We start from the raw sequence: 3,499 nt of genomic DNA, 5'->3' as shown, positions 1-3,499 counted from the left end.
GGGACAACCCCAGCAGGGTCAGCCCCAGTGGGGGCAGCCCGCCCAGGGGCAGCAGTGGGGCCAGCAGGGTCAGCAGACCCCCGGCCAGCCGCAGCAGGGTCAGCCGCAGTGGGGGCAGCAGCCCGGCCAGGGCCAGCAGTGGGGACAACCCCAGCAGGGTCAGCCCCAGTGGGGACAGCAACCCGGCCAGCAGTGGGGGTCGACCGGCGCGAGCCAATGGAATGCCGGTGCGCCGCAGCAGAAGTCGAAGACCGGGCTGATCGTCGGCCTGGCCGTCGCCGGGCTCGTGGTGATCGGCGCGATCATCGGCGCCGTGCTGCTCCTCGGCGGCAACGACACCCTCGACCCCGAGGCCGCGCAGGCCGGCGTCGAGAAGGTCCTCACCGAGTCCTACGGCGCCACCGACGTCTCCGACGTGCAGTGCCCGGACGGTGAAGAAGTCAAGGCGGGCAACAGCTTCGAGTGCACCCTCACGGTGGACGGCCAGTTCCGGTCGGTGACGGTGACCTTCACCGACGACGAGGGCACCTACGAGGTCAGCCGCCCCAACTGAGCGCGCCGGTCCGTCGCCCTCACCCCGCGGCCAACGCCGCGGTCAACCGGGCGACGGACCGCCCGATCCCCAGGTCCTGCGCCAGCCGCTCCAGCGCCTGCGGATCGACCGGGGTGGACGGCACCGTGTCCGGCCGCGACACCCGGACGGGGGCGTCGGTGGCGACCCGCACCACCGGCACCGCCGCGTCGAGATACGCGCCGGCGTCGATCAGCTTGCCGCGCACCCCCTTCGCCAGCCCCGACTCCGGGTCCACCGCTGCCGCGCGCAGCGCCGTCAGCGACCCGTACTGCAGCAGCAGGGTCGACGCGGTCTTCTCCCCGACGCCCTTCACCCCCGGCAACCCGTCCGACGGGTCCCCGCGCAGCGCCGCCAGCTCGGCGTAGGCCGCGCCGGCCCGCTCGGGTGGCAGCCCGTACCGCGCCGCCACCTCGGGCGGCCCGAACAGCTCGGCCTTGGCCAGGCCCCGCCCGACGTACAGCACCCGCACCGGCACCGAGCCGTCGCGCACCACCTGCAGCAGGTCCCGGTCCCCGCTGACCACCAGCACCGGATCCCGGGACTCACCGGCGGCGAGAGTACCGATCACGTCGTCGGCCTCGAACCCGGCCGCGCCGGCGGTGGCGAGGCCGGCGGCGGCCAGCACGTCGGTGATCATCGGCACCTGCGACGGCAACGCCGCCGGCACCTCCTCGACGGTGCCGTCCGAGCCGGCGGCCACCCGGTGCGCTTTGTAACTCGGCACCGCCGCCACCCGGAACGCCGGCCGCCAGTCCAGATCCAGGCACACCACCAGCCGCGCCGGCCGATGCTTGGTGATCAGCGACGCCACCATGTCGGTGAACCCGCGCACCGCGTTGACCGGGCGGCCGTCCGGGGCGGTGAGCGACTCGGGCAGCGCGTGGAACGCGCGGAACCACAGGCTCGCCCCGTCGAGCAGCATCAACGGGCCGGTGGGGGGCACGGGGGCGGCGGACGCCGGCGTCGCAGTCACGACGATCATCCTGCCAAACGCCACTACGCTGTCCGCATGAATTCCCCCGCGCGCCGCTTCCCCGCCTCCGCATACGCCGACCGTCTCGCCCGGGCCGCCGCCCTCGGCCGCGACGCCGGCCTCGACGCGCTGCTCGTCACCCCCGGCCCGGACCTGCGCTACCTCCTCGGTTCGCGGGCGGAATCGTTCGAACGGCTCACCTGCCTGGTGGTGCCCACCGACGGCGCCCCCGCCTCCGTCGTCGTGCCGCGGCTCGAGCTGGCCGCCCTCACCGACTCCGCCGCCGCGGACCTGAACCTGCCGGTGCACGACTGGGTCGACGGGCAGGACCCGTACGCGCAGGTGGCGGCGCTGCTGCCGGAGCGCCCGCGCACCGCGGTCGCCGACGCCATGCCCGCCCTGCACCTGGTGCCGCTCGCGACCCGGTTCGCGGTGCCGCCCGTGCTGGCGACGGAGGTGGTGCGGCAGCTGCGCATGATCAAGGACGACGCGGAGGTCGAGGCGCTGCGCCGCGCCGGCGCCGCCATCGACCGGGTGCACGCGCAGATGGGACGGTGGCTGCGGCCCGGGCGCACCGAGGCGCAGGTCGCGGCCGACATCACCGCCGCGATCGTCGCCGAGGGCCACACCGAGGCCGCGTTCGTCATCGTCGGCTCCGGCCCGCACGGCGCCGACCCCCACCACGAGGTCTCCGATCGGGTCCTCGAACCCGGCGACGTCGTGGTCGTCGACATCGGCGGCCCGGTCGAGCCCGGCTACTACTCCGACTCCACCCGCACCTACAGCCTCGGCGCGCCCGCCGCGGACGTCGCGGCGAAGGTGGCGCTGCTCGAGGCCGCGCAGCAGGCGGCCGTCGACGCGGTCCGGCCCGGGGTCAGCGCTGCCTCGGTCGACGCCGCCGCCCGCGACGTGCTCGCCGCGCACGGCCTCGCCGAGGTGTTCGTGCACCGCACTGGGCACGGCATCGGGCTGTCCGTGCACGAGGAGCCGTACATCGTCGACGGCAACACCGATGTGCTGCGGCCCGGGATGGCGTTCAGCATCGAACCGGGCATCTACTTCCGCGGCGCATGGGGTGCGCGCATCGAGGACATCGTGGTGGTCACCGAGGACGGCTGCGAGCCGCTCAACCACCGGCCGCACGGGCTGACCGAGCTGCCGGGATGACCGGCCCTACCGGTCCAGCACCGAACCCATCACCCGTTCGACGGTGATCTCCACCACCACGCGGGTCGGGTTGGGCCGCGGCGGCCGGTACCGCGCGGTGTAGCGGCGCACCCCCTCGGCGACGGCCTCCGGGTCCGTGCGCACCCGGGCCGGACCCTCGAGGGTGAGCCAGCGGCCGCGCTCGACTTGGCTGACAGCGCCGTACCCGCCGCGCTCGGCGTTGAGCGCCTTCTGCGACGTGGCGTTGGTGATCACCCGCACCACCGCGGCGTCCGGGTCCCAGGTGAAGCCGACGGCCACCACGTGCGGGCTGCCGTCCGTGCGCAGCGTCGTCAGGGTGCCGAGATGGTATTCGGTGAGGAACTGCAGCGCGGCATCGCCGAGCGCGGCGGGGGTTCGGGCCATGCCTGCGACGGTAGCCGAACCCGGCACCGCCGGACCCGCCCCGGACGGCCCCGGCGCCGCCCGGGCACACTGGTGCGGTGAGCAACGAGCAGGGTTCGATCGTCGTCTTCGGGGGCCGCAGCGAGATCGGGGCGGCGGTGGCCGTGCGGCTGGCCCGCGGCCGCACCGTGGTCCTGGCCGCGCGCCGCGCCGGGGACCTCGAGCCGCAGCGCCGCGCCGTGCTCGACGCCGGGGCCGCCGCCGTGCACACCGTCGAGTTCGACGCCGACCGGCTCGACACCCACGAGCAGGTTCTCGCCGACATCCGGGCCCTGTACGGCCCGATCGACGTCGCGGTCCTCGCGTTCGGCATCCTCGGCGACCAGCGCCGCGCCGAACAC

General features: G+C 75.1%; 5 protein-coding genes. 3 read left to right on the top strand and 2 right to left on the bottom strand.

Going from position 1 to position 3,499, the window contains the following annotated elements; all coding sequences use genetic code 11:
• Positions 1-553, top strand: a 553-nt coding sequence (locus AIIKEEIJ_RS13180) for a DUF4333 domain-containing protein (protein ID WP_161995833.1), incomplete at its 5' end; no start/stop codon positions are given.
• 19 nt (positions 554-572) lie between these two features.
• On the opposite strand, the gene AIIKEEIJ_RS13175 is transcribed toward AIIKEEIJ_RS13180, so the two are convergent.
• Entirely contained in the window at positions 573-1,556 is a 984-nt protein-coding gene (locus tag AIIKEEIJ_RS13175) for a 5'-3' exonuclease H3TH domain-containing protein (RefSeq protein WP_161995832.1), read from the bottom strand.
• A gap of 27 nt (positions 1,557-1,583) precedes the next feature.
• Here AIIKEEIJ_RS13175 and AIIKEEIJ_RS13170 point away from each other — a divergent pair, with 27 nt between their 5' ends.
• A complete protein-coding gene (locus AIIKEEIJ_RS13170) occupies positions 1,584-2,714 on the top strand; it encodes a M24 family metallopeptidase (protein ID WP_006945767.1) in 1,131 nt (376 codons plus the stop codon).
• Between the two features lie 6 nt (positions 2,715-2,720).
• Here AIIKEEIJ_RS13170 and AIIKEEIJ_RS13165 read toward each other — a convergent pair whose 3' ends face one another.
• Positions 2,721-3,119 carry a pyridoxamine 5'-phosphate oxidase family protein gene (locus AIIKEEIJ_RS13165; protein WP_006945766.1) on the bottom strand — a complete coding sequence of 133 codons (399 nt, stop codon included), beginning with the start codon at positions 3,117-3,119 and terminating at the stop codon, positions 2,721-2,723.
• Between the two features lie 77 nt (positions 3,120-3,196).
• Here AIIKEEIJ_RS13165 and AIIKEEIJ_RS13160 point away from each other — a divergent pair.
• Positions 3,197-3,499 (top strand): SDR family NAD(P)-dependent oxidoreductase (locus tag AIIKEEIJ_RS13160; protein ID WP_161995831.1); only part of this gene is annotated, 303 nt, incomplete at its 3' end.

It is taken from the genome of Rhodococcus sp. YH1 (assembly GCF_009939605.1).
Taxonomy (GTDB): domain Bacteria; phylum Actinomycetota; class Actinomycetes; order Mycobacteriales; family Mycobacteriaceae; genus Rhodococcus; species Rhodococcus aetherivorans.
This window is presented reverse-complemented; position numbering and strand designations above follow the sequence as displayed.